Genomic DNA, 24,511 nt, shown 5'->3' on the forward strand with positions numbered 1-24,511 from the left:
AACACCCCGAATCAGATGTATGAGCAAACTAAAACCGAGCTAATTGCTTAACTCGGTTTGAAGTGGAATACTGTCAATCTATTTCAGGACAAGACAAGCTATATGAGTTTATGGAATTTCATTTTCTTCTTCAAACTCAGGCTTCACTTGTACAATGAAGTCTTGACGGTTTAAGCCACGCCATAAAGCAAAAGCTGTACCGATGTAGATTGAAGAGTAGGTACCCACAAAAACCCCGACAAACATCGCTACAGAGAACCATTTCAGACCATCACCACCGAGTAACATCATCGAGATCACCACCAGTAATAAAGTCATTGAGGTGTGAATGGTACGACGTAATGTTTCAGTTAAAGCGATGTTAACGATTTCTAAAGGCGTTGCACCACGAATCTTACGGAAGTTTTCACGAATACGATCCGATACAACAATGTTGTCATTCAGCGAGAAGCCAATCAGGGCCAAAACAGCAGCTAAAACCGTTAAGTCAAACGGCCATTGCATCATGGCAAAAATACCGATGGTGACCACCACGTCATGGAACAACGACAGTACCGCACCCATTGCCAGTTTGAACTCAAAGCGAATTGTTACATAGACCAACATCAGCAGTAATGCTAAAGCCACAGCACCCGCTGAGCGAATGTAGAGTTCATTGCCGACTTGTCCACCCACCACATCAACTTTGTTAACTGAGGCTGAGTTACCCGGTAGCTGTACAGCTTGGGTAATGGTTTTGGTTAAGTCTTCTGCCGCTGTGTCTTCTTGTACAGGCATACGTACAATCAAATCACGATCTGAACCAATAGTTTGTACCACAGGGTCATGAAAACCTGCTGTGGTCAGTGCAGCAGAGACATCGGCTGACTTCACGGGTTTGCTATAGTTTAGTTCGGCAGAAATACCACCAGTAAAGTCCAAACCTAAGTTAAGACCCTTGGTGAAAATAAAGAATAGGCTGCCGATGGTTAAGACAATAGAAAGAATGGCTGCAGGCAGCGCAATCTTCATAAAATCTATCACACGCTCATCATCTGGACGGCCGTATTTTTTTGAATCTTGTTGAGTCACATCAGTCATCATCGATCTCCTTATATGCTCAACTTTTTCAAGTTACGTTTTTTGCCATAAATGAGCTGTACAATCGCACGTGTTACTGTAATAGCAGTAAACATAGAGCAGATAATACCGATCATTAAGGTCACAGCGAAGCCTTTAATTGGGCCTGTACCGATAGCAAATAGGATAAACGCAACCAAGAATGTGGTTAAGTTTGAGTCGAAAATGGTGTTATAAGCACGGTCATAACCCGCTACAATGGCTTGTTTGGGTGATGCTCCCCACTTCATTTCTTCACGTATTCGCTCACAGATCAAGACGTTGGCATCGACCGCCATACCAATGGTAATCACAATACCCGCAATACCCGGCAAGGTGAGGGAAGCACCAATCCAAGACATGACCGTTAGAATCATGGCTAAGTTGAAGACCAAGGCAAAGTTAGCAATTAAACCAAAGAGACGGAAGAAGACCACCATCCAGATTGCGACCAATAAGAAACCGATTTGCGTTGATAAAACACCTTTATCAATGTTTTCTTGACCGAGGCTTGGACCCACTACACGTTCTTCAACAAAGTACATTGGCGCAGCAAGTGCACCAGCACGTAGCATTAGTGCGAGTTCAGACGCTTCTTGAGGTGAATCTAGACCCGTAATACGGAATTGAGAGCCGAGTACCGCTTGAATAGTTGCAGCGTTAATCACGACAGACTCTGCATAAGGTGTACGGACTTCGGTTTGCACGCCAGTCGCAGGATCGGTGATATAGCTAATACGTTGTTTATTTTCAATAAACAACACTGCCATACGCTTACCTACAGCATTACGGGTTGCGTCTGACATCAGTTTGCCACCTGCTGTGTCTAAGGTAATATTTACCTCCGCACCGCCAGTGTCTTGGCTAAAGCCACTTGATGCGTTTTGGACACGTTCACCCGTTAAAATACGGTTACGGTTTAACAGTAATTCACGTCCACTGTCTAAAGACTGATATGCAAAAAGCTCAGTTCCTGGTGGAAGCGGTTGACCATTGCTCTTACTGGTATAAGGGTCAATCACTTGGTCATTTTGGTCAGAGACCAAACGGAACTCTAGGTTTGCTGTACGACCCAAGACACGTTTTGCTTCAGCAGTGTCTTGAACACCAGGAAGCTCAACTACGATGCGGTTACTACCTTGTGTTTGTACCAAGGCTTCTGCAACACCTAACTCGTTAATACGGTTACGTAAGGTGGTTAAGTTTTGGTTCACGGCGTAAGATTGAATTTCTTGGCGGCGAACATCGGTATAGGTTAAGCGTAAGGTTGCACCTGTCGCAGTTGCGACCGCTTGCTGATTAAACTCATTACCACTGCTACGTAAGTAGTCTTGAGCCGCAGTACGATCATCATTGTTGGCGAACTGAACGGTAATGGTGTTGTTGTTTAATGCAAGGCTGTTAAATTTAATTTTGTTGTCACGGAACTGACGACGTAAATCTGTCGCAGAGGTTTCCATGCGCTGAGCAATCGCTTTATCCATATCCACTTCTAATAAGAAGTGAACACCACCACGTAAGTCCAGACCGAGCTTCATTGGTTTTGCACCAATTTTTTGTAGCCACTCTGGCGTGGTTGGTGCCAAGTTCAACGCGACAACATAGTCATCACCAAGGCCACGACGTAACGCTTCTTTGGCTTTTAATTGTGCTTCGCTAGAGTCAAGACGTAACAGTGCAGCATTATTGCTAAAACTGTTGTCATGGCTTGAAATGCTTTCAGATTTTAAAATCTGCTCTGCTTTTTGTACGATGCTTTGGTCAATTTGGGTACCAGCTTTGGCACCAGAAATTTGAACCGCAGGCTCATCTGGATACAAACTAGGCAGGGCATATAATGTACTGATCGTCAAAACCACGAGAATCAGTAGATATTTCCATGCTGGGTAACGCATTTGTTTTCTTCTTAAAATGAAAAAAGTCGTGCGGATGCACGACTAATTTTTTTGATTAAAGGTTATTTAATGTGCCTTCAGGAAGAACTGAAATCACACTTGCGCGTTGGATTTTTACGTCTACACCACGGCTCAGTTCAACCACTGCAAAGTCACCTTCGAGTTTAGTGATTTTACCCATGAGGCCACCAGCAAAAACAACTTCACTGCCTACACCAAGACTTTCAACCAAAGAGCGGTGCTCTTTGGCACGTTTAGCTTGAGGGCGCCAAATTAAGAAGTAGAAGATTGCAATAAAAACAGCAATCATCAATAAGTTTGCGACCATACTTGGTTGTTGCGCAGCTTCACCCGCTGCGTGAGCTGTAGAAATAAAAAGGCTCATTTCAAATTCCTAAACTAAAAAAACGGTGACCAACGAATTGATCATAAATAGACTTGTTCTGCAATTTACCTTGTCTTTTTACCAAGCGCAAATGCTCACAACAATTAATCTTGGGGGCAAGGTGGAACTTCTAAACCACGACGTGCATAAAAATCTTCAACAAAGGTATCAAAGCGATCATTATCCAATGCATCACGAATGTCTTGAGTGAAGCGTTGGTAGTAACGTAAGTTGTGAATAGTACCGAGCATTGAACCCAGCATTTCACCACATTTTTCCAAATGGAATAAATAAGCGCGAGTAAAGTTGGTACAGGTATAACAGTCGCAGTGTGGATCAAGCGGACTTTGATCATGACGGTATTTACTGTTACGGATACGTACTAAACCATCGGTCACAAAATAATGTCCATTTCGGGCATTACGTGTAGGCATGACACAGTCAAACATATCGACGCCACGGCGGATGCCTTCTACGATGTCCTCAGGTTTACCCACGCCCATCAGGTAGCGCGGTTTGTCTGCTGGCATTTTTTCTGGAAGATAATCCAGCACTTTAATCATTTCTTCTTTCGGTTCGCCGACGGATAGACCACCAATGGCATAACCGTCAAAACCAACTTCAAGCAAGCCTTTTAAAGACTCATCACGTAAGTCTTCATACATACCACCTTGAATAATGCCGAATAGCGCATTTTTATTTTCAAGCACATCATGATGCTGAGTCTTACAACGCTTTGCCCAACGCAATGACAATTGTAGCGACTTTTGCGCTTCTTCATGCGTTGCAGGATAAGGCGTACATTCGTCAAAAATCATCACGATGTCAGAGTTCAATGTATGTTGGATGTCCATTGAGATTTCAGGAGACAAAAATACTTTAGAACCGTCAATTGGAGAGCGGAACGTTACGCCATCTTCTTTAATTTTACGCATCGCGCCCAAACTGAAGACTTGGAAGCCGCCTGAATCGGTCAGAATGGGTTTATCCCACTTCATGAATTTATGCAGACCGCCGTGCTCTTTAATCACTTCAAGGCCAGGGCGTAGGTAAAGATGGAAGGTGTTGCCTAAAATAATTTGCGCTTTGATGTCTTCAATATCACGCGGGAGCATGCCTTTCACCGTACCATAAGTACCGACAGGCATGAACACAGGGGTTTCAACCACACCATGCTCTAAAGTTAAACGACCACGACGGGCGCGACCCGACTGACCTAATTTTTCAAACTTCATAAAATATCCTGAACAAGAGCAAAGCACTGCTCTGCTTGCAGTGCAAGAGCGAAAAAACAGTTCGCCGCTAAAAGGAGGCTATTTTCCTTGATTATGCAAATAAACACCAGTGTTGTAACACTTTTAACGCAAAGCTTTTTTGTACGAAATTGTGTGCGGTGACAACGGTTTTGATTTGAGTATGTTGGGGAGCGTGGGAGATGAATTGCCGTGGCATAGCAAGCGATAGCTGCCAGAAGTGAAGTAAATGTAGATATTAAAAAAGGCAATCAAAATGAGTGCCTTGGATGTGTTCTTTGTGTTAGCGCGATCTTTTTAGTTGAAATTGGGACGGTAATCAAAATTTTGCAGCGCAGCAGCGTCACGGAATGGACGCACAGCTTTTTTACCGACAGTCATGGTGTTTACAATGTTGTTGGGAAAGATTTGAATGTGGTTGTTAAACAGTTCGACATTGCGGTTAAAGATGCTGATCGCAGCACCGACATTTTCGTTTTGCTCTTCAATTTCATTCATCATTTTTAGATAAATATCATTGGCTTTAAGTTCAGGGTAGTTTTCGACCACAACATTGAGGCTGCGCATCAGCTCTTGGTTTAATACTTCAATGCGCTGTAGCTGATTGACATCTGTATTGTTTAAGTTCAGGTTGAGAATGTTCTGACGGAGCTCAGTAACTTTTTCCAAAGTGCCTTTTTCAAAGCTGGAGTATTGTTCGACCAGAGGCTCTAAGCCATCTAGAATTTTTATTTTCTGGCGCTCATAGGTTGCTACATCCGACCATGCGCGAATGGTTGCATTGTGGTGTCGCACAATATTATTGCGAATGACGATTACGCCAAACACGATTGCAATAATAATCAAGAAGAAAATCAATAGCCCCATACAGTCCTCAAACAGCAAAATGTCATTATTTTAAAAATTGCGTTAGATCAGACTCTAAGCGCTCTAGATAAGGTAATTTAAAAGTGCGTAAGTGTCCACGCAATGTCGAAATGTCATTGATTTTTTTTGCTTTGCTGGAGATTTCAAACAGGTTTTGTGGGCTGATATAGCACAAGATATTTTTTTCAGGATGAAAAAGTAAATCGCCTTCACGAGAACGGAAAAAATCGGCAGTACGCAGTACAAATGCAGGGGAGAGAAGTTTGGCCATCTGCATCTGGTCAGTACCAAAAAATTTGAGTTTCTGGTTAATCTGAATATCACTACTATGCCACGGAAAGCTATAAGGGTAATAGAATTTTTTATTGTATGCGGTAATCGCGAGTCCTTGCGTGGGTATCTCAAAGACAAAACATCCCCATAAGTCTTTATGCACTTCTTTCACTTTTAACTCATTGCCATCTTTATCACGTACGCGAATTTCATCAACAAAATGATATTGAAACAGCAAAACCTGATGTTGTTGTCCTGCTTCATCCTGCCAAGTGGTACTGGCGTAGTAAGGAATATCGTTGCTGATGGTGCCTTGGTTAAAAATTGGAAACAACTGCTTTAAATGGGCAATAAAAAATGTAGGTTGTAGGACCACGCCAATATGCTGTGGAGGGGTAAACTCGTTGAGCTGGTATTTTTTATGAATAATTTGTTTTTCGAGATAGTCGGTGATCTCTTCAAGCGGATCATCTTGCTCATAACTTAAATAGGCCCAAAGCAGACAGCCTAAGCCGAATAAAAAGCTGAATAAGGTCCAAATGTGCTCTCCGGCAAAGAACACTGGCACAATAAAAAAAATGCCGACTATTCCAAGTAGAATAGGCAGCACATTTTCAAATTTCAGAGTAATCGGTGCTTTCCATGGATGTAACCGATCCAAGATTTCTTGGGCAGTGTCCGCACTCCGAGCAATGTCCCAAAGCCTATCGATATTATCAAACACGACCTGATTCTTTTTACGTCGAATATGAATAGAATGTTTGATCGTATCGAGAGGCATGGTTCTTCTTATTTGGGTTGAAGTTGGTCGACTAACATGGCATCGCCATAACTAAAGAAGCGATACTGGTTGGCTACCGCATGTTGATAAGCTGCCAAAATATTATCACGATTTGATAGCGCTGAAACCAACATCAAGAGGGTCGATTCAGGCAGATGGAAGTTGGTGATAAGACGATCCACCACTTTGAACTCATAACCTGGATAGATAAAAATTTGAGTATCTCCCGTCCACGCTTTGAGTTCACCATCATGCGACTGCGCTGCACTTTCTACGGCACGGGTGGCGGTTGTTCCAACTGAGATGACTTTGTTGCCGCGAGCTTTGGTTTGGCGAATCAGCTCAACGGCGTGCTCTGGAACATCACACCATTCACTGTGCATAATGTGATTGGCAATATCATCGGTACGTACAGGCAGAAAGGTACCAGCACCCACGTGTAAAGTGACAAAAGTTTTTTGAATACCTTTGGCTTCAAGTTGATCCAACAGCTTTTGGTCGAAGTGTAAGCTTGCGGTAGGTGCAGCGACACTGGCTAACTTGGTTGGATCATTAAATACTGTTTGATAACGCTCGGTATCAATGGCTTCAGCTTCACGGTTGAAGTAAGGAGGGATCGGAAGTTGTCCGTATAAATCCAGCACCGTTAAAATTGGCTGGGAAAACTCCACAATAAATAAATTTTCATGACGACCTAGCACCGTGACTTTAATGGCATCTGGGCCAATAAAGAGCTCAGCGCCGGCTTTGGGTGTGTTACTGGCTTTGATGTGGCAGTGTGCAATAAATGCATCTTGCATGCGTTCAACCAGAACTTCGACAGCTCCGCCGCTGGCACGTTTGCCTTTGAGACGTGCTTTCATCACTTTGGTGTCATTTAAGACCAGTAAATCACCTGCATCGAGCAAATCTAAAATGTCGGTGAATTGAAAGTCATGATGCTGACCTTGAGCATCGAGGTGTAACAGTCGAGAAGCACTGCGCGTGTCTAAAGGATAACGGGCAATGAGTTCATCGGGGAGGTCGAAATTAAAATCAGAAAGTTGCATGATGGGAAAGCAGCGTCAAAATAAGGGAGGTCAAAATTGCGCTTAGTATATGCGTTTTTGTTGAAAAACGCTGAAATTGCACAAATATAAAGCTAAAAAAACAAATGTGACTTAAAAATAGCCAATCACTACCAACTTGCGTTGACAAGTTTTTCAAAAAGTTTAATATACGCATCAACACCTTCCCGAGGTGGTGAAATTGGTAGACGCGGCGGACTCAAAATCCGCTGTCAGAGATGACGTGTCGGTTCGAGTCCGACCCTCGGGACCAAGATATTAAAAAACCCAAGCATATTCAGTCTTGGGTTTTTTATTGCCTGAAATTTAAGATTTGAATCAAATCGCCATAAAACATTACAGATGGCTTAAAGCAATTGAATGTTTGGTGCGGGTTTGCTTAATTATGTCCTCATATGATGGACTCACAATTTTGTTTTAATCCTTCTGATAAATAACGAGTTTTCAAAAAGAGAAAGTAGTCACAAGATAAAATTCTGAAATAATTAATTTTTTTGTTAAATGCCATGCTTGTATTGTTGTATTTTTATATTGTTTTAATGTTGAAAATTTGCTAATAAATACAAGTAAATAATAGGTTTGTGCCGAAAATCACAAAAGATGAGGCAGAAATGGGTATTCAATTGCTAGATATCGGGTCTGATACAGAACAGTTAAGTGCTTGTCACTTATCTTTATTGTTGGGCGTGAACAGTAATGACAATAAAATTAAGAGCTTTCTCAAATTTGCGCGAAAAATTTTAGGTGCACATGCCGCAATTTTAACGTTTAGCAATGAACCTTATAGTTGGTATGCGGGCAAACACGCATTCAATGCTTTTCAGTTACCCGCTGCAGCCAATTTTGCTACTCATTTTGAAGGGGAGATTGCGATTGATAGCCTACATTCCCATTATCATCATCTTTCTCAGCAGGTGAGTGCTTTAGGGTTTAAACATCAGCGGATCATCGCATTGGATTTAAAGGTATCGGATAAATCTGTAGGGCAAGTGATTTTCTTTGATGAGCAGTTGGAAGCTTTTACGCAAGATGCTGTAGAAAATGTCTATGAACTGGCCTCTGGGTTTCTTAATCTGCTGCATTTGCGTATGGAAAATGCGGAGCTCAAAGAGTTGTATGAACAACAAGTGGCTATGAATGTCAGTAAAACCAAATTTTTCCAAATTATTGCACATGACTTAAGGGCGCCTTTTCATGGCTTAATTGGTTTCTCAGAAGTGTTGGCTGAAGAGCGCAAAAGTTTGGATGAGTCTGGTGTGCAAAGCATTGCAGATTATTTGCATGATACCGCGCAATCGACTTATAGCTTGTTAGAGAGCCTACTGAATTGGGCGATGGCAGAGGGTGGGCGCTTTGTTTATCACCCCATCCATTACAAGCTTAAGCAGTCCTCTCAAATCGTTTTTGATGTGTTGCATGCGTTGGCTATCAATAAAAATATTCAACTGATTGACCGTGTCCCCGATGATTTAAAAATTTTTGCAGATATCAATATGGTGACCTCAGTGATCCAAAACTTGGTCTCAAATGCACTGAAATTTACCCATATGCATGGCGAAGGTGTTGTGACGATTGATGCCAAACAGCGTGACGATTTTATCGATATCTACATTCAAGATACAGGTTTAGGTATGACCTCGGGGCAAATTGAATCTTTGTTTGAACCGAAACTAACCGTTAGTTTTAAGGGGACAGCAGGGGAGAAAGGTACGGGGCTAGGTCTGGTGTTGTGTAAGCGTTTTGTTGATTTGAATAAAGGTGAAATTTCAGTCACATCGAAAGAAGGTGTAGGTTCAACTTTTATCGTCAGCCTGCCCCGTTCGAACAGCGCACATCAAGCATTGTCACTTGAGACATCTCAGCAAGAATTTAGTGAATAATCATACTTTTCTTATAAAATAATTCGCCTAATCTCATGATCTGCTGTTATAAATAACCAAAACAATGCGAAAGAGTCGATCATGAATGCTGAGCAATTGCAAAAGACATTGCGCGCAAGTCAATATGCGGAACAAGTCCTATCTATACATCAGGTTTATCTTGAACAAGATTATGCAATTGATCAATTTTCTCAGCCATTGACCACCGAACAAATTTTCGATGTCGTTCAAAACACCTTAAAAGACATCAGTGATGAAATCACGTGGATGCGCACCATCCGAATTTTACGTGCGCGTTTAATGTTTCGCTGGATTTGGCAGGATGCCAATCAATTGATCGATGTGATGACGCTAACGCGTGAGTTATCTGATTTTGCTGATGCAGCCATTTGTGTGGCAAAAGCGTTTGCCTTAGCACCATTGGTAGCTAAACATGGTCAGCCTGTGGGTTATAACCATAAAATTCAAGATTTAATTGTGGTCGCGATGGGGAAGCTCGGTGCACAAGAGCTGAATCTATCCAGTGATATTGACTTGATTTTTGCTTTTGATGAACAAGGTGAAACTGATGGTCGTAAATGCATAGACGTACAACAGTTTTGCATTTTGTGGGGTCAGAAACTCATTTACTTGTTGGACCATATCACGGCTGATGGTTTTGTCTTCCGTGTGGATATGCGCTTGCGTCCTTGGGGGGATGGTTCTGCACTGGCGATTAGTCATGCGGCACTGGAGAAGTATTTAAGCCAGCATGGTCGCGAGTGGGAGCGCTATGCGTGGATTAAGGCGCGGATTGTGACAGGGGGCAAAGAGGGGGATGAGTTGTTGGTCATGACTCGTCCTTTCGTGTTCCGTAAGTATGTCGATTACACCGCTTTTGAAGCCATGCGCGAAATGAAAGCCATGATTGAGCGTGAAGTATTACGCCGTAATATCGAAGATGATATTAAGCTGGGTGCAGGCGGTATCCGTGAAGTCGAATTTATTGTACAGGTGTTTCAGCTAATTTATGGTGGGGCAAAGTTAGAATTACAAGACCGTCAATGTTTAGTGAGCTTACATCATTTGGGTGAAGTGGGTTTACTGGATGGTCAAGCGGTCGGTGAGTTGGAAGATGCCTACTTATTTCTGCGCCGTGTAGAACATGCCATTCAAGCTTTAAATGATCAACAAACCCAGTCTTTGCCAACAGAACCAGAACTCAGACAAAGGATGATTGACACCTTGGGTTTTGTCAGTTGGGATGCATTTATTGAGTACTTAAACCAAAAGCGCGCCAAAGTTATTTACCAATTTGAGCATTTAATTAAAGAAAAAGAACATGACCCTTTCGTAGAAAGCTTTAGTCAGTTAGAAGCGCGTTTAAATGAGGTGTTGGATGCGAATGCAAAAAACCTCATTCATGAATTTTGGAATGGTCATGCGCTGAAAAAGCTGCCTGCAAAAGCGGTGCAACGCTTAAAAATGTTTTGGCCGCATTTGATTGAAGCGATTTTACAGTCAGATAAGCCGCAAGACGCGCTGCTACGCCTTATGCCCTTGGTCGAGTCTGTCATGCGACGCACCGTATATTTGGTCATGTTGATTGAGAGTAAAGGGGCGTTACAGCGCTTGGTGAAAATGGCAACCGTAAGTCCATGGATTTGTGAAGAATTGACCCATTATCCAGTACTCTTGGATGAATTTTTGTCCATGGACTTTGAGCTGCCGCGCCGTCAAGATTTGGAAGATTCTCTACGTCAACAGTTGCTTCGTATTGAGCTTGATGACGTTGAAGATTTGATGCGTGTGCTGCGCCTATTCAAAAAATCCAATGTTTTGGCAGTTGCGGCTAGTGATGTTTTGGCTGAAAGTCCGTTGATGAAAGTATCCGATGCTTTGACCGATATTGCAGAAGTTTCGGTCAGTACAACTTTAAATTTAGCTTACCAAATGACGGCAAAGAAACATGGTTATCCGCTCGATGTAGAAGGGCAGCGTTGTTCGATTGATCATTTGGCATTTGCTGTGGTGGGCTATGGAAAAGTTGGTGGGATTGAGTTGGGTTATGGCTCGGACTTAGATCTGGTCTTTATTCATTATATGGATGAGCAAGCCGATACCGATGGGCTGAAGTCGATCAGTGGATTTGAATTTGCAATGCGTGTTGCGCAGAAATTTATGTCATTGATGACCACGCAGACCCTCGATGGTCGGGTTTATGAAATCGATACGCGCTTACGCCCATCGGGTGAAGCGGGGGTCTTGGTCACCAGTTTAAAAGCCTTTGAGCAATATCAGTTGAAAAATGCATGGGTCTGGGAGCATCAAGCATTGGTACGTGCTCGCTCGATTGCAGGTGAGCCAAGTTTGCGTGATAAATTTGAAGCATTGCGCTGTCGGATTTTGACACAGCCACGAGATGAAGAAAATGTTCGCGCAGAAGTGCTGAAGATGCGTCAAAAAATGAAAGACCATTTGGGTTCTTCTAAAGAACAACAAAAAGATGGAATTTTTCATTTAAAACAAGATGCAGGTGGTATCGTCGATATCGAATTTATGGCACAGTATGCTGTGTTGGCATGGAGCGGATCTCATCCAGATCTTGCCCATTATTCCGACAATGTACGAATCCTTGAAGACGCCGCAAAAGCCAGTTGCTTATCCAGTGACGATGCGACTGCATTGATTCAAGCTTATCTCAGTGAACGAGCCGAGAGCCACCGCTTAGCCCTTGCGAATCAATCCATGCAAGTAAATGCTGCGGACTGGCGCGATACCCGAGTGATCGTTTGCAAATTATGGCAAAGATTAATTGATCCAAGCTCAATCGTGAGCATTGGGTAACATGACTGTGTATATAAATTTGGAGTGTGTGTCATGAATTTGGCTGATCGTGATGGTTTTATTTGGCAAGATGGACAATTGGTTGACTGGCGTGAGGCAAAAACTCACGTACTAACACATACCTTGCACTACAGCATGGGTGTGTTTGAAGGTGTCCGTGCCTATGAAACACCGAATGGCACGGCTATTTTCCGTTTAAAAGAACACACTAAGCGTTTATTGAACTCTGCAAAAATTTATCAAATGAAAGTCCCATTTGATCAAGCAACACTAGAGCAAGCTCAAATTGATGTGGTTCGTGAAAATAAATTAGCGTCTTGCTACTTGCGTCCAATTATTTTTATTGGATCGGAAAAATTAGGTATTGCTGCAACAGACAATACGATTCATGCGGTGGTTGCTGCGTGGAGCTGGGGTGCGTACCTTGGTGACGAAGCAATGGCGAAAGGTATTCGTGTGAAAACTTCATCATTTACCCATCACCATCCAAACGTGACGATGTGTAAAGCGAAAGCGTCAGGTAACTATACCTTGTCGATTTTGGCTCACCAAGAAGTAGCGCATTCTGGCTATGATGAAGCAATGCTGCTCGACCCTCAAGGTTATGTATGCCAAGGTTCTGGCGAAAACGTATTCTTGGTGAAAGATGGTGTATTACATACGCCAGATATCGCGGGTGGTGCACTGGATGGCATTACGCGTCAAACCATTATTACTATTGCAAAAGACTTGGGCTATGACGTGGTTGAGCGTCGTATTACACGTGATGAGTTCTACATTGCAGATGAAGCATTCTTTACAGGTACAGCTGCTGAAGTGACGCCTATTCGTGAATATGATGATCGTGAAATTGGGTCAGGTACTCGTGGTCCAATCACTGAACAAATTCAAACCACATTCTTTAATGCGGTTAAAGGTAAAGACCCGAAATATGCACACTGGCTAACTTATGTAAAATAAGTGATTCGGTGGGAAAAGGGCTCTTCAGAGCCCTTTTTTATTTTCTCTATTTTATTTTTATTGACTAATTTTGATTTTAAAATGATCAATACAACATTATCTATTAGTTTCTGAAAAAATATAATATTCACAAAGCATACACAATTGAATAAATTTGTTATTATTCGGTAAAAATTAGATATATTTAAAATTTTATCCATGATTAACAGTCTTATATATAAAGCAAAAGTATTTAGAACATTGTTTGTTTCTGATGAGAGATATTTAAAAAAGAGGTTTATTAATAAATTAGGGTATACCCCAAATTTTAATCAACCTGAAAGTTTTAATGAGAAAGTTACTGCACGAATGATTTTTGATAGAAGTGCACTACATACCAAATTAGCTGATAAATCGGCAGTAAGAGAGTTGGTTATAGATCGGATTGGAGAAAAACATCTGGTCCCACTTATAGGCACATATTGTGACTTTAATATTATTGATTTTAATCAATTTCCGAACCAATTCGTTTTAAAGTGTACTCATGACAGTGGAAGTGCGATTGTTTGCCGTGATAAAAGTACATTTGATATTAAACATGCAAAAAGTAAACTAAATAACAGTTTAAAAATGAATATGTACTACCGCAAGCGAGAGTGGCACTATAAAAATATTTCGCCGCTCATCTTGGCAGAGCATTATGTTGACTTATATCGTGATGCTAACACGAATGCCACCATTACAACATGTCGTGTTCACTGTTTTGAAGGGCAGCCTAAGTATATTGAAGTCGATGTCCAAGGGAGTGATGGTACAGAGTATTCAAATATTTATGATACCTCTTGGGTGTTACAGCCTTTTACGGTAGATTGCAAAGAGAATACGCCAGAAGCGGTGATAGAACCGTGTAAGATGCATAAAATGTTTGAGCTATCTGAGCAGTTATGTTTGGAATATGGCTATAGTCGAATTGACTTCCTATTGTCACAAGATGAAGTGCTGTTTAGTGAAATCACATTGACCCCAAATGCAGGGCGTATGGTTATTTCTCCTGTTGAGTGGGATGTAAAACTTGGAGAATTATGGCGTTCTTAATCATATATTGATAAATATATGCAAAAATAAAAATAAATAAATTATTTTTATAAAGATAGAGTCACCATGAGATTATTTATGGTGGCTCGGATGGTTTTTAATTTGGTATTTCTCTTGAGTAATTTAAGCCAATGTTTTGTATGGTATTAATGGTTTTTTGATACTGTAATTTTTAATAAAAAGCCATTTCATTAACCTCAGCGATTATAAATAAAAGTTGTCTTATTGCTAAGATGTTGCTATTTAAAAATAAGCTTCGTTTATTTAGTTGAGGATATTCAAGCGAAGGATAGGTTTTTTCTACCTCAAAGAATTTGTATAGGTATAGGGGACAGTTTTGTGTTGGATGGTGATTTAGTAAGAAAAATTTTATAGTGTAACGATCTACAATTTAATTTAAATACGGTTGTATTTAAAAACCCTAATTACTGTGTAATTAGGGTTTTTATTCTAGATTGGTTTAATTAGCGAGTGGCTTTTATTTAAACCTGATAAAAGTCACGATACCAATCTACAAATTGTTTCACACCATCTTCAACTGAAACAGAGGGTTTATACCCCACACTTTTTTCTAAAGCGCTGCTATCTGCGTAGGTATCAGGTACATCGCCTGCTTGAAGTGGGAGCAGTTCTAAGATGGCTTCTTGGCCAACGGCTTTTTCAATTGCTTGAATATATTCGATGAGTTTCACAGGATTGTTATTGCCGATATTGAATATACGGAAAGGCGCATTGCTGGTCGCTGGATCTGGATGATTGCTGTCCCAATTTGGGTTGACCTCAGCAATTTGATCACTTGAGCGAATCACGCCTTCAGCAATGTCTTCAACAAATGTGAAATCGCGTGTGTGATTACCATGGTTAAATACCGGAATTGATTGACCCGCAATGATGTTTTTGGTGAACTTAAACAGCGCCATATCGGGGCGTCCCCAAGGTCCATAGACCGTAAAGAAACGTAAGCCTGTGGTTGGCAGTTGAAATAGGTGACTATAGCTATGCGCCATTAATTCATTTGCACGTTTTGTCGCTGCATAGAACTGAATCGGATGGTTTACGCCATGCTGCTCACTAAAAGGCATAGTGGTATTTGCACCGTATACGCTGCTGGTGCTGGCATAGGTCAGATGTGGTGTTTTCGCATAGCGGCAAGCTTCAATAATATTGGTAAAGCCAATAATATTGCTTTCTACATAACTCATTGGATTTTCAAGTGAGTAGCGCACGCCTGCTTGTGCAGCCAAGTGAATCACACGGGCAAACTGGTGTTGTTGAAAGCATTGATCAACTGCTGTTTTGTCAGCAAGATTGGCTTGAATGAAGTCAAATTGGCCAGCACTTTGCTGAGCAGTTTGATGTAATAAGTCGATACGTGCTTGCTTTAAAGCAGGATCATAATAATCATTCATATTGTCAAAACCGACAACAGTATCACCACGCTCGAGTAGTTTTTTAGAGACATGAAAGCCGATAAAGCCTGCTGCACCTGTTACTAAAACCTTCATTCATCGCCTCCAAAAATATCACGGGTATAGATTTTGTTTTCAACATCACTTAAGTCCTGGGACTTACGATTGGCGATGATGACATCACTTTGTTGTTTAAATTGTTCTAAATCATTAATGACTTTGGATTTGAAAAATTCATCTTCATTTAAGGTGGGTTCATAAACAATCACATCAATGCCTTTTGCTTTGATGCGTTTCATGACGCCTTGAATTGCGGAGGCACGGAAGTTATCGGAGCCACTTTTCATCACTAAACGATAAATACCGACAGTATTGGGATTTTTTGCAATGATAGAGTCTGCAATAAAGTCTTTACGCGTACTGTTGGAATCTACAATTGCCTGAATCAAGTTACTCGGCACTTGATTGTAGTTAGCAAGAAGTTGTTTTGTATCCTTGGGTAGACAATAGCCACCATAGCCAAACGATGGGTTGTTATAATGATTGCCAATGCGTTGATCTAAACATACACCTTCAATAATTTGACGGGTATCCAGTCCGAAGGACTGAGCATAGGTATCGAGTTCATTAAAGTAAGCAACACGCATTGCGAGATAGGTATTGGCAAATAACTTGATTGCTTCGGCTTCAGTTGAATCGGTAAACAATACAGGACTGTCTTTTTTGATTGCCCCTTCGATCAGCATATCTGCAAACAATTGAGCACGTTGTGACTTTTCACCGACAATAATCCGAGATGGATAAAGGTTGTCATGCAGCGCCTTGCCTTCACGTAAGAACTCAGGGGAGAAGATCACATTTTCAGTGTTGTACTGGCTTTTGACTTTTTGAGTAAAGCCCACTGGTACTGTTGATTTGATAATCATCGTTGCCTGAGGATTAATCTCGACCACATCTCGAATGACACTTTCCACACTCTGTGTGTTGAAATAATTAGTTTGCGTATCATAGTCAGTGGGTGTTGCAATAATGACAAAATCAGCACCTTGATAGGCTTCATATTTGTCAGTTGTGGCACGAAAATTGAGCGGTTTCTCGCTTAAAAATGTCGATATATCTGCGTCTTGGATCGGAGAGATTTTTTGATTCAACATGTCGACTTTCGTGTCGATGATGTCTAGTGCAATCACTTCATGATGTTGTGAGAAGATCATGGCATTAGAAAGGCCGACGTAACCTGTGCCTGCAACTGCTATTTTCATATCAACCTGATTATATATTCTTCATATGAGGGCTTAAGTGAACCTTGTAAAGGATTTACATAAAGCGATTTCGTATCATAGCACAAACTATTTTTGAGTATTATGAAGGCTTTGAAAAAGCCATACACTAACTTATTGCAAGAAATGTTATGATACAACGCAGAATGCTGGTGGATGATAGAACATGCAGGAAAACGTAAACGACTCGTTGTCAAAACAGGCTGAAACACAGACAGATCAAAATATTGTTTTATGCATGAAATGGGGCACCAAATATGGGGCCGAGTACGTCAATCGTTTATATAACATGGTGAAGCGTCACACCACGGTTGATTTTAAAATGGTTTGTCTAACAGACCGCACCGAAGGAATCGACCCTGCAGTTGAATGTTTTCCCATTCCACCTTTAGCGCTTCCAGAGGGAAGTCCTGAACGTGGGTGGAATAAATTGTCTACATTCGAGCCAGACTTATACGGTTTACAAGGTAATGCGCTCTTTTTAGACTTGGATGTAGTGATTGTTGACAATATCGACAGTTTCTTTACCCATCCAGGAGACTTCCTAATTATCCATGACTGGAAACGTCCTTGGCGTATTACCGGTAATAGCTCGGTTTACCGTTTTAAACTGGGCGCTTTCCCGGGGTTGATGCCCTATTTTCGTGAGCATTTTGATGAAATTCGTCAAAAATTCCGCAATGAGCAAGCTTATTTGTCTTGGTATGTCGATCAAGAGAAAAAACTTTCTTACTGGCCTGATAGTTGGTGTAAGAGTTACAAATATCACTGTTTGCAAAAAATTCCGTTGGCATACTTTAAACCCCCTGTAAAACCTGTAGGGGTTAAGGTCATTATTTTCCACGGTGAAATCAATCCACCTGATGCGATTAATGGTGGTGGTGGGAAATGGTATCGTTATGTATTGCCATCACAGTGGATTAAGGATGCTTGGCAATAATTGCCTATTTAGACTCAGATTTTGAAGTGGTCAAGTGAATGCAAAATATTGATATCGTGATTGCCTGGGTAGATGGCAATGATCTTGAATTAAAAAAGAAACGCCATAAATATCTGACCGGTGAAGATGCATCTGATGCGGTCAGTGCGACGCGTTTTGCCAGTAATAACGAAATTTATTATAACATCGCTTCTATTTTGAAATATGTACCGTTCTGTCGTCATATCTATGTGGTGGCAGATAATCAGCGTCCTGAGTTTATCGATGAATTTGCAGCGCAAGGTTTGTGCGCCGTAGATAAAATTCGTGTGGTTGATCACCAAGAAATTTTTAGAGGTTTTGAAGAGCATTTACCGACCTTCAATACCCGTTCTATTGAAAGCATGCTTTGGAATATTGAAGGGCTGTCGGATTATTTTATCTATCTTAATGATGATTTCTTTTTTAATGCACCTGCGCAAGTCGAAGACTTTTTAAAAGCGGAAAACTTGGTGATCTATGGTCATTGGCAAAATAGTTTTGCACTCAAAGCAAAGCTCAAATATCGTCAGCTAATGAGTCGCCAATTTGGAAAGCCAATTCAGCCGAAACATATGATTGCGCAGATGCTTGGTGCGGATGTTTTGGGATTTAAGAAGTTTTTTGAAATCCATCACTATCCACATATTGTAGATCGTCGTGCATTAAAAGATTATTTGCTGGAGCATCCACAGCTTTTAGAAACGCAGATTAAGTTTAAATTTCGTAGTGTAGAGCAGTTGAATCCAATTTCATTAATGAACCACATTAAGATTCAAAAACAGCAGGCGGAGTTGAAACCAGATCTTGAATTGGCCTACCTTAAAAATCAGGACAGTTTGAATAGTTTTATACAAGCGTTGCATAATCCTGATATTAAGTACGGTTGTATACAGAGTTTAGATCAACTCGATAGAGGTGCTGCAGAGAAAATCAGTACGGCTATGCAGGAAAAATTAGCAGGCTATTTGCCCCATTCAGTTTTAGTTTAAAGGTTCATGATGAAAGTTGTTACTTATTTGATTAATTTGGACGGCAGTCAGGAACGACTTGAAAGAGCAACTCAGCAGCTGAATCAAGTCAACTGGCCTTTTGAACGCTTTTCTGCAGTCGATGGTCGTGGTAAAGCGTTAACTGAATTTGCAAACTACGATGATCAAGGGGCGAAGGACGTACTTGGTCGTAAATTGATGAATTCAGAGTTGGGCTGCTATTTAAGTCATTATGGCTGTGCGGAAAAATTTTTAAGTACAGATGCTGATTATTTGGTGGTACTTGAAGATGATATGAAAATTAATCAAGATTTTAAAGACAAGCTTGATGGTGTGATTGAGTATCTCGATCAGCATAAAGAGCTGGATTGGTATTTGATTAACATTGCAACCAAAAAGAAAAAGTTGGCCAAAGATATTACGAATATTGATGGTATGAGCTTGTGGCATGCTTTTTATTTCCCTATTCGTGGTTTAGGTTTGGTTTGGTCACGTCAAGGTGCTGATGCATTTATGCAGGCTGGAAAAAAAATGACCATGCCTGTCGACATTTTCTTCCAAACATGGCTCAGTAAAAATGGGAAGGGTTTAGGCGTGTGGCCTGCCTTAGTGAAACCTGCTGGTTTGGACAGTGATATTTTGGGGACTGTAGCCGCACAAGGCATTTCTCGGAAAGAAAAAGAAGGGCGTAGTCTTTCTCACGGCATCAAAAAACAAAAACGGATGTGGCGTGATAAATTTTATGCCATGAAGCATTTGGTTGCATCGAAATAAGTAGTATTGGTATGAAAAATATAGTCATCAGCTTAAAGACAGCCACAGCGCGTCGTGAGCACATCGTACAAGAGTTCGGTAAACAAAATATTGGGTTTGAGTTTTTTGATGCGTTAACGCCTGATCTGGCTCGTCCTTTAGCAGAAAAAATGCAGCTTAATATTCAGGAAGAATTTTTAAGTTCAGGCGAATTGGCTTGTTTTATGAGTCATGTCTCGATTTGGCAAAAAATGGTGGATGAGCACATTCCTCATTTGGCTATTTTTGAAGATGATGTGTATTTAGGTGATGCTGCTGCTGAATTATTAAATAACGCAGGCTGGATCAACCCAAATTGGGACATTATTAAGACGGAAGCATTTGCAGATCAAGTTTTTCTCGGTAATGCCCAGTCGGAAATAGCAAATGGCATGCGTCATATTGTTCAACTCACGGGAAAAAACTTGGGCACCGCAGGTTATATCCTGAGTCTTGAAGGTGCTCAAAAATATTTGGAATATGTGAAAAAAATTCAATTGATTCCACTGGACCAAGTGATGTTTGATGAATTTATACGTCATACATTTCATCCCGTATATCAGATGACGCCTGCTTTATGTATACAGGAAATGATGTTATTTCCTGAAAAGAAAACGACACTTTCAAGCGACTTGCTTGCAGAGCGTAAAGCTCGAATGAAAAAGCAAAAGAAGAAGGGCTTGGCTAAAGTTCGACTGGAGATTTTACGTATATTGAAACAAATAAAATATGCGTTAGTGGCTAAGCGGGTTGAGTTTAAATAAGAGCCGATCGGACAGTTAAACTGAATAACTTACTTAAAAAACCAAAATACAAATGTGATGAAATGATTCCTTTTCTAGATTTAAAAAATATCAATCAGCAGTATCGTGAAGAGCTAATTGCAGCTTGTACGCGTGTTTTTGATTCAGGCTGGTACATTGATGGTAAAGAGTTAGAACAATTTGAACAAAACTTTGCAAACTATTGTGGGGTCAAATTTGCTATTGGCGTGGCTAATGGTTTGGATGCATTAATTGTAACCTTACGTGCTTGGAAAGAGTTAGGTAAGCTTCAAGATGGTGATGAAGTGATTGTTCCTTCAAACACCTATATTGCCAGTATTTTAGCAATTACAGCAAATAACCTAATGCCTGTTTTGGTTGAGCCAGATCTTGCTACCTACAATATTGATCCATTGAAAATAGAAGAAGCAATAACCGCCAAAACTAAAGTTATTTTACCTGTCCATTTATATGGTCAATTAGCTGAAATGCCAGAAATTATGGAGATTGCAAAACAACATAATTTATTGGTTTTAGAAGACTCAGCACAAAGTCACGGTGCCCAATTAGATTGTAAAAAAGCGGGTAACTGGGGAGATGCTTCGGGTTTTAGCTTCTATCCGGGGAAAAATCTAGGTGCTCTAGGAGATGCTGGAGCGATTACAACAAATGATGCTGAGTTGGCAAAAACGTTGAAGGCCTTGCGCAATTACGGATCACACGAGAAATATAAAAATTTATTCGCGGGTGTGAATAGTCGATTAGATGAAATCCAAGCAGCAATACTTGATGTGAAATTAAAACATTTGGATGATGAAACCCAACATCGACGCCAGATTGCAGATCTTTATATGGCTGAAATAAATAACCCACTCATTGAATTACCAAAAGTAAATAAAGATGTACTTAATGATCAGCAACATGTTTGGCATGTATTTGTAATTCGTTCAAAGCATCGAATGGAATTGCAAAAGTATTTAGCAGAAAATGGCGTACAAACTTTAATTCATTATCCAATCCCACCACATAAGCAGCAAGCATATGAGGAATGGAATGACCTAAGTTATCCTATTTCTGAGCAAATTCATGCAGAGATTTTGAGCCTGCCGATGGGACCAACTTTAACAGTTGAAGATGCTGAAAAAGTCATTCAGCTTTGTAATGAGTTTAAAGTGTAATGGATAATTTACTAGATACACCGTTAGTTACAATTGCTATCCCATGCTATAACCATGAGGTATTCGTGCAGGATAGTATTAGAAGTGTTATTAACCAAACATATAAAAATATTGAGTTCATTATTATTGATGATGGTTCAACTGATCAGTCTGTGAATAAAATAAAGGAAATGCTCGGTCAATGTGAGCAAAGATTCACTCGGTTTGAATTTCGGGGTCGTGCAAATAAGGGATTATGTAACACCTTAAATGAAGCTTTAGAATGGGCTCAAGGAGATTATTTTTGTGTGATTGCTTCTGACGACCAGATGCTTCCTGAAAAAACAAGCTTACAGATTAGCTCGTTTAAGTCTGATACTGTGGGAGTTTTTGGCGGTGTGAATATTATTAACAATACAAATCAAATACTTTCCTCACGGGTAAGAGAATATTCTGAAACTGGATTTGAAGATATTCTTCTGAATAAACATGATCTACCAGCCTCTTCACAAATGTTTAAAACAGACATTTTGAGGCAGGTTGGCGGATATAATCCTAATGTAAAGGTAGAAGATTGGGATTTGTTGTTACGTATGTCAAAACTAAATAAAAAAATGGTTTATATACCACAATTGCTGATTAATTATCGTAAGCATGATTCTAACATTAGCTCAGATAACACCTTTATGTATACTGAAATGATAAAAATACTAGATCAATATGTAGATGAACCTAAATATGCACAGGCCTTATATATAGTAAAAAAAAGACTGCTTGTTAATCCTATGAAAAAAATAAGTAAGTTAAAGGCCTTTTTCTTAAAGATTAAGATTCTTTTAGAATATAAATTTAACTGAAACTTTAGTTTGAACTCAGTTTTTTTAGTAACTTAGCTGGATTTCCTGCATAAATTGAGTATGCGGGGACGCTTTTTGTGACAACAGAACTGTTACCAATGACGGAACCTTCTCCTATGGTTACTCCTTTTAAAATTCTCACATTTTCTCCGATAAATACATGATTCTCTATAGAAACAGGTAAGCATTGATAATTTCCATTTGATCGATCTTTTATTTCTACGCCTGGAAATCAGAGTCAGTGATAAATAAATTTGGACCAATTAAGCAGTGTTCCCCAATAGTTATAGAGGTTTTATCTGCAATAATTACAAAATTATTATTAATAATTGTATGATCTTTAATTGTCACCAGTGCCGAACTATTTCGTGCTTCAATATATCCGACAGTATTAGACCTCTTGCGAAAGTATCGTTTACCTAATTTTTGAACTAGCTAAAACCTTATTAAATGTAGCTTTAGGCTGTTTAAATTTTGACTAACGCAAGAAGTCTATTATAAAAATATGGAGAAGGGATGACACCTAATTGAGCCATTTCAATATGAATTTTCCCTTTCCCTGAGAATAACGTCGGATAGCGAGACTCTTTTTTAATAACTAAATGATCACAATCGGAAAGCAGTTTTTTGTAAATAAAACATCTTATTTTATTGTAAATTTTTCTAAATTTCATTAAGACATTTCTTTATGGCACGCAAAGAACAAATGTTAGAGGACAGAAGCTAAAAAAGCTAGAGGATTTTCATGACTTTATGGTGTGTGTATGGATGCAGGTCGCTCTTTGAAATTTTTAGTTAAGTAGGCTTAAATTTAAATAAGTGATGATGTGAAATGGATTGCTCATTTGTTGACTTTCTTTTTGTATGGGGTATCCATAAGTAGATGGGGGCAATCAATATGATAGGTATAAAGAAATATTGGGCTAAAAGTATGTTTTCACATGTAGTTTGATTTGCTTGATATTGTGCTGAATTAGGTTTGCGAATCTTTAAAAAACTGACTAATCTTTTTAGTTAATTTGCCTTTAAACTGTGTTTAATTGGCTGAGCGTTTTATAATAGCTACTTTATTTTTATCATCTATGAGTATCATGATAGAGCCAAATATAACAATTGTGACTGCTTTTTTTGATATTGGTCGCGGAGATTGGACTAAAGATAAGGGACATCCTGGTTATTTGCATAGGCCTACATCTCAATATTTTGATTACTTTAAAAACCTTGCTGAATTAGATAACCCATTCATTGTTTATACTTCATCTGATTTTGTGGAACAAATTTTAGAAATTCGAGAAGGTAAACCGACGACTGTTATTTCTATTGACCTTAAAGAAAAATTTTCATCTGTTTTAGAAAGAATAGACGTGATACAGAATGATGAACATTTTCGTTCAAAGGTAGATGATAAGCAGCTACGGAATCCCGAATATTGGTCTCCTTATTATGTATTGGTTAATAATTTAAAGTCCTATTTTGTTTATGAATCTATCAAGAACAATTTAGTCACGACAGATTTAGTTGCTTGGCTGGATTTTGGATACTGTCGAGATAAAAAAACCTTAAGCAAGCTACGACAATGGAGCTATAGCTTCGATACGTCAAAAATACACTTGTTTACCATTGCGGAGGAATTTGAATTCAGTGAAGCTAATGTGCTTAACTCAATTTTAGGTAATGTACCTTATATCATTGGTGGCGGTATCGTTGGTAGTGTTGAAAAATGGCCAGATTTTTACAATCTAATCTTAAGTAGCCAAATGGAATTGCTTAATAATAATTTGGTGGATGACGATCAAGGAGTTTATCTCTTATCAAAATTGAGAAATCCAGATATGATCCAGTTAAACTATTTAGGCAAAAACAATTGGTTTGGAATATTTAAAAAATTTAGACAAACAAATGGCTTGCTTGATAAGATAAAATTATTCCTGAATTTTTAGTAG

21 protein-coding genes and 1 tRNA gene are annotated in these 24,511 nt (G+C 39.8%); 12 read left to right on the forward strand and 10 right to left on the reverse strand.

All coding sequences use genetic code 11. The features are described from left to right. Positions 1 to 108: 108 nt before the first annotated feature. The 7 genes from secF to queA form a co-directional block, all read right to left on the reverse strand. Positions 109 to 1,083 carry a protein translocase subunit SecF gene (gene secF / locus ACG9ZB_RS13430; protein WP_419326253.1) on the reverse strand — a complete coding sequence of 325 codons (975 nt, stop codon included), beginning with the start codon at positions 1,081 to 1,083 and terminating at the stop codon, positions 109 to 111. 8 nt (positions 1,084 to 1,091) lie between these two features. Beyond that, positions 1,092 to 2,993 carry a protein translocase subunit SecD gene (secD, locus tag ACG9ZB_RS13435; RefSeq protein ID WP_279687827.1) on the reverse strand — a complete coding sequence of 634 codons (1,902 nt, stop codon included), beginning with the start codon at positions 2,991 to 2,993 and terminating at the stop codon, positions 1,092 to 1,094. A 55-nt stretch (positions 2,994 to 3,048) separates the two neighbouring features. Then, entirely contained in the window at positions 3,049 to 3,378 is a 330-nt protein-coding gene (gene yajC / locus ACG9ZB_RS13440; protein WP_004697692.1) for a preprotein translocase subunit YajC, read from the reverse strand. 104 nt (positions 3,379 to 3,482) lie between these two features. Next, on the reverse strand, positions 3,483 to 4,613 hold the full coding sequence (tgt, locus tag ACG9ZB_RS13445) for a tRNA guanosine(34) transglycosylase Tgt (RefSeq protein WP_419326255.1): 1,131 nt from the start codon (positions 4,611 to 4,613) through the stop codon (positions 3,483 to 3,485). A gap of 315 nt (positions 4,614 to 4,928) precedes the next feature. Next, positions 4,929 to 5,498, reverse strand: a complete 570-nt coding sequence (locus ACG9ZB_RS13450; protein WP_419326256.1) for a LemA family protein — start codon at positions 5,496 to 5,498, stop codon at positions 4,929 to 4,931. Between the two features lie 25 nt (positions 5,499 to 5,523). After that, positions 5,524 to 6,552, reverse strand: coding sequence for a hypothetical protein (locus ACG9ZB_RS13455; protein ID WP_419326257.1), 1,029 nt, complete (start codon positions 6,550 to 6,552; stop codon positions 5,524 to 5,526). Between the two features lie 8 nt (positions 6,553 to 6,560). Beyond that, the gene (gene queA / locus ACG9ZB_RS13460; RefSeq protein WP_419326258.1) at positions 6,561 to 7,601 is read right to left on the reverse strand and encodes a tRNA preQ1(34) S-adenosylmethionine ribosyltransferase-isomerase QueA; all 1,041 of its coding nucleotides are present in this window, start codon (positions 7,599 to 7,601) and stop codon (positions 6,561 to 6,563) included. A gap of 184 nt (positions 7,602 to 7,785) precedes the next feature. On the opposite strand from queA, the gene ACG9ZB_RS13465 reads away from it, so the two are divergent. The 5 genes from ACG9ZB_RS13465 (at position 7,786) to ACG9ZB_RS13485 (ending at position 14,359) form a co-directional block, all read left to right on the forward strand. Further along, positions 7,786 to 7,872: transfer RNA gene (locus ACG9ZB_RS13465), tRNA-Leu, on the forward strand. Positions 7,873 to 8,230: 358 nt separating this feature from the next. Next, positions 8,231 to 9,499, forward strand: coding sequence for a sensor histidine kinase (locus ACG9ZB_RS13470; RefSeq protein ID WP_419326260.1), 1,269 nt, complete (start codon positions 8,231 to 8,233; stop codon positions 9,497 to 9,499). Positions 9,500 to 9,580: 81 nt separating this feature from the next. Then, positions 9,581 to 12,325, forward strand: coding sequence for a bifunctional [glutamate--ammonia ligase]-adenylyl-L-tyrosine phosphorylase/[glutamate--ammonia-ligase] adenylyltransferase (glnE, locus tag ACG9ZB_RS13475; protein ID WP_419326261.1), 2,745 nt, complete (start codon positions 9,581 to 9,583; stop codon positions 12,323 to 12,325). 33 nt (positions 12,326 to 12,358) lie between these two features. After that, a complete protein-coding gene (locus ACG9ZB_RS13480) occupies positions 12,359 to 13,285 on the forward strand; it encodes a branched-chain amino acid transaminase (protein WP_004983545.1) in 927 nt (308 codons plus the stop codon). 198 nt (positions 13,286 to 13,483) lie between these two features. Further along, a complete protein-coding gene (locus ACG9ZB_RS13485) occupies positions 13,484 to 14,359 on the forward strand; it encodes an ATP-grasp fold amidoligase family protein (protein WP_348929239.1) in 876 nt (291 codons plus the stop codon). Positions 14,360 to 14,841: 482 nt separating this feature from the next. On the opposite strand, the gene ACG9ZB_RS13490 is transcribed toward ACG9ZB_RS13485, so the two are convergent. After that, complete coding sequence (locus tag ACG9ZB_RS13490; protein WP_419326263.1) at positions 14,842 to 15,864, reverse strand: NAD-dependent epimerase; 1,023 nt, start codon at positions 15,862 to 15,864, stop codon at positions 14,842 to 14,844. Next, the gene (locus ACG9ZB_RS13495) at positions 15,861 to 17,030 is read right to left on the reverse strand and encodes a nucleotide sugar dehydrogenase (RefSeq protein WP_419326265.1); all 1,170 of its coding nucleotides are present in this window, start codon (positions 17,028 to 17,030) and stop codon (positions 15,861 to 15,863) included. Before ACG9ZB_RS13495 ends, ACG9ZB_RS13490 begins: the two co-directional genes overlap by 4 nt. A 184-nt stretch (positions 17,031 to 17,214) precedes the next feature. On the opposite strand from ACG9ZB_RS13495, the gene ACG9ZB_RS13500 reads away from it, so the two are divergent. From ACG9ZB_RS13500 to ACG9ZB_RS13525, 6 genes are all read left to right on the forward strand, one after another. Further along, positions 17,215 to 17,988 carry a glycosyltransferase gene (locus tag ACG9ZB_RS13500; RefSeq protein ID WP_348929235.1) on the forward strand — a complete coding sequence of 258 codons (774 nt, stop codon included), beginning with the start codon at positions 17,215 to 17,217 and terminating at the stop codon, positions 17,986 to 17,988. Positions 17,989 to 18,026: 38 nt separating this feature from the next. Further along, on the forward strand, positions 18,027 to 18,998 hold the full coding sequence (locus ACG9ZB_RS13505; protein ID WP_419326267.1) for a stealth family protein: 972 nt from the start codon (positions 18,027 to 18,029) through the stop codon (positions 18,996 to 18,998). 9 nt (positions 18,999 to 19,007) lie between these two features. Beyond that, the gene (locus tag ACG9ZB_RS13510) at positions 19,008 to 19,772 is read left to right on the forward strand and encodes a glycosyltransferase family 25 protein (protein ID WP_419326301.1); all 765 of its coding nucleotides are present in this window, start codon (positions 19,008 to 19,010) and stop codon (positions 19,770 to 19,772) included. An 11-nt stretch (positions 19,773 to 19,783) separates the two neighbouring features. After that, positions 19,784 to 20,554: a glycosyltransferase family 25 protein gene (locus tag ACG9ZB_RS13515; protein WP_419326268.1), complete on the forward strand. Its 771-nt coding sequence runs from the start codon at positions 19,784 to 19,786 to the stop codon at positions 20,552 to 20,554. Between the two features lie 62 nt (positions 20,555 to 20,616). Next, positions 20,617 to 21,732, forward strand: coding sequence for a DegT/DnrJ/EryC1/StrS family aminotransferase (locus tag ACG9ZB_RS13520; protein ID WP_419326270.1), 1,116 nt, complete (start codon positions 20,617 to 20,619; stop codon positions 21,730 to 21,732). Beyond that, on the forward strand, positions 21,732 to 22,568 hold the full coding sequence (locus tag ACG9ZB_RS13525; RefSeq protein WP_419326272.1) for a glycosyltransferase family 2 protein: 837 nt from the start codon (positions 21,732 to 21,734) through the stop codon (positions 22,566 to 22,568). Before ACG9ZB_RS13520 ends, ACG9ZB_RS13525 begins: the two co-directional genes overlap by 1 nt. 4 nt (positions 22,569 to 22,572) lie before the next feature. Here ACG9ZB_RS13525 and ACG9ZB_RS13530 read toward each other — a convergent pair whose 3' ends face one another. Then, on the reverse strand, positions 22,573 to 22,710 hold the full coding sequence (locus tag ACG9ZB_RS13530; RefSeq protein WP_419326274.1) for a hypothetical protein: 138 nt from the start codon (positions 22,708 to 22,710) through the stop codon (positions 22,573 to 22,575). Positions 22,711 to 23,608: 898 nt separating this feature from the next. Between ACG9ZB_RS13530 and yibB the strand changes: the two genes are divergently transcribed. Continuing rightward, positions 23,609 to 24,508: a protein YibB gene (yibB, locus tag ACG9ZB_RS13535; RefSeq protein ID WP_252716364.1), complete on the forward strand. Its 900-nt coding sequence runs from the start codon at positions 23,609 to 23,611 to the stop codon at positions 24,506 to 24,508. Positions 24,509 to 24,511: the final 3 nt, after the last annotated feature.

This window comes from Acinetobacter johnsonii (assembly GCF_048551975.1).
GTDB classification, from domain to species: domain Bacteria; phylum Pseudomonadota; class Gammaproteobacteria; order Pseudomonadales; family Moraxellaceae; genus Acinetobacter; species Acinetobacter johnsonii_A.

Bases quoted from the DNA above. Each gene is read 5' to 3' on its own strand.
- secF (WP_419326253.1), bottom strand. From the start codon at position 1,083: ATGATGACTGATGTGACTCAACAAGATTCAAAAAAATACGGCCGTCCA.
- secD (WP_279687827.1), bottom strand. From the start codon at position 2,993: ATGCGTTACCCAGCATGGAAATATCTACTGATTCTCGTGGTTTTGACG.
- yajC (WP_004697692.1), bottom strand. From the start codon at position 3,378: ATGAGCCTTTTTATTTCTACAGCTCACGCAGCGGGTGAAGCTGCGCAA.
- tgt (WP_419326255.1), bottom strand. From the start codon at position 4,613: ATGAAGTTTGAAAAATTAGGTCAGTCGGGTCGCGCCCGTCGTGGTCGT.
- ACG9ZB_RS13450 (WP_419326256.1), bottom strand. From the start codon at position 5,498: ATGGGGCTATTGATTTTCTTCTTGATTATTATTGCAATCGTGTTTGGC.
- ACG9ZB_RS13455 (WP_419326257.1), bottom strand. From the start codon at position 6,552: ATGCCTCTCGATACGATCAAACATTCTATTCATATTCGACGTAAAAAG.
- queA (WP_419326258.1), bottom strand. From the start codon at position 7,601: ATGCAACTTTCTGATTTTAATTTCGACCTCCCCGATGAACTCATTGCC.
- ACG9ZB_RS13470 (WP_419326260.1), top strand. From the start codon at position 8,231: ATGGGTATTCAATTGCTAGATATCGGGTCTGATACAGAACAGTTAAGT.
- glnE (WP_419326261.1), top strand. From the start codon at position 9,581: ATGAATGCTGAGCAATTGCAAAAGACATTGCGCGCAAGTCAATATGCG.
- ACG9ZB_RS13480 (WP_004983545.1), top strand. From the start codon at position 12,359: ATGAATTTGGCTGATCGTGATGGTTTTATTTGGCAAGATGGACAATTG.
- ACG9ZB_RS13485 (WP_348929239.1), top strand. From the start codon at position 13,484: ATGATTAACAGTCTTATATATAAAGCAAAAGTATTTAGAACATTGTTT.
- ACG9ZB_RS13490 (WP_419326263.1), bottom strand. From the start codon at position 15,864: ATGAAGGTTTTAGTAACAGGTGCAGCAGGCTTTATCGGCTTTCATGTC.
- ACG9ZB_RS13495 (WP_419326265.1), bottom strand. From the start codon at position 17,030: ATGAAAATAGCAGTTGCAGGCACAGGTTACGTCGGCCTTTCTAATGCC.
- ACG9ZB_RS13500 (WP_348929235.1), top strand. From the start codon at position 17,215: ATGCAGGAAAACGTAAACGACTCGTTGTCAAAACAGGCTGAAACACAG.
- ACG9ZB_RS13505 (WP_419326267.1), top strand. From the start codon at position 18,027: ATGCAAAATATTGATATCGTGATTGCCTGGGTAGATGGCAATGATCTT.
- ACG9ZB_RS13510 (WP_419326301.1), top strand. From the start codon at position 19,008: ATGAAAGTTGTTACTTATTTGATTAATTTGGACGGCAGTCAGGAACGA.
- ACG9ZB_RS13515 (WP_419326268.1), top strand. From the start codon at position 19,784: ATGAAAAATATAGTCATCAGCTTAAAGACAGCCACAGCGCGTCGTGAG.
- ACG9ZB_RS13520 (WP_419326270.1), top strand. From the start codon at position 20,617: ATGATTCCTTTTCTAGATTTAAAAAATATCAATCAGCAGTATCGTGAA.
- ACG9ZB_RS13525 (WP_419326272.1), top strand. From the start codon at position 21,732: ATGGATAATTTACTAGATACACCGTTAGTTACAATTGCTATCCCATGC.